We start from the raw sequence: 1,002 nt of genomic DNA, 5'->3' as shown, positions 1-1,002 counted from the left end.
GATGCCGACGTCGCGCACCGCCGCTTCGGCCTGCCACTTGGTCGCGGCATAGGCATTGGTGAAGCGTGCGGCGGGGGCGTCGTATTCGGTGATCGCGATCCGGTCGGTGGTGGTGACGTAGATCGACGGGGTGGAGACATGGACGAAGCGGCGGCATCCGGCGTCGCGCGCCGCCGTCGCCAGCCGGCGCGTCGCGTCGTGGTTGATCGCCGAGAACGCCGCGCGGGGTCCCCAGGGCGACGAGCGCGCGGCGAGGTGGAAGACGGTGTCGATCCCGTCGCACAGGGCTGGCGGCAGCGGCTGCGTCAGGTCGATCGGCAGGATATCCCCATCATCGCCGCGCGGGGTGCGCCCGGTGGCCCGCACCTTCCACCCGTGCGCGCGCAGCAGCGGCACCAGCGTGCGCCCGACCCCGCCGGTCGCGCCGGTGACGAGCGCGACGCGCGTCACCAGCGGATCACCATGCCGCCCAGCGCGATGCCGGCGGCGCTGCCGACCAGCAGGACGTTGGCGCCGGGCGTCAGCCGCCCGGTCGTGCGCGCGACGTGCAGCGCATGCGGCAGGCTGCTGGCGACCTGATTGCCATTGGCATCGAGGATGTCGACGATCCGCGCACGGTCGCCCCCGACGACGCGCGCCAGATGGGTGATGGCGGGGCGGCTGGCCTGATGCGGGACGATCACGTCGATCGCGTCGAGCGTGACGCCGGCGGCGTCCAGCAGCCGGTCCAGGAACGCCGGGAACAGCCGCGCGGTGGCGCGGTACAGCGCCGGGCCGTTCATGCGGAAGCGCGCGGCGTCGCGAAAGGCGGCGGGGTCCGCGAACGGATCGACGCGCGTACCCCCCGCCGCCAGCGTGCACAGATCCGCATGGTCTCCCCAGCTTTCGAACCGGCTGGCGAGCAGCTGCTGCGTCCCCCCGGCGGCGACCGCCAGCGCGGCGGCGCCGTCGCCGAAGATCGCGGCGGTGGCCCGGTCGGCGGGGTCGATCGCACGGCGCGGC

Annotated in this window: 2 protein-coding genes; both read right to left on the bottom strand. The window is 74.6% G+C overall.

Going from position 1 to position 1,002, the window contains the following annotated elements; genetic code table 11:
- Nucleotides 1–450: NAD-dependent epimerase/dehydratase family protein (locus AX685_RS22605; RefSeq protein WP_197418594.1), on the bottom strand; the 450-nt coding region annotated here is incomplete at its 3' end.
- Nucleotides 447–1,002: 3-oxoacyl-ACP synthase III family protein (locus AX685_RS12085; RefSeq protein ID WP_197418593.1), on the bottom strand; the 556-nt coding region annotated here is incomplete at its 5' end. The genes AX685_RS22605 and AX685_RS12085, both read right to left, overlap by 4 nt.

Source organism: Sphingomonas sp. CCH9-F2, assembly GCF_001556735.1.
Taxonomy (GTDB): domain Bacteria; phylum Pseudomonadota; class Alphaproteobacteria; order Sphingomonadales; family Sphingomonadaceae; genus Sphingomonas; species Sphingomonas ginsenosidimutans.
Note: the sequence above shows the minus strand (reverse complement) of the source record. Positions and strands in the feature narration are given on the sequence as shown.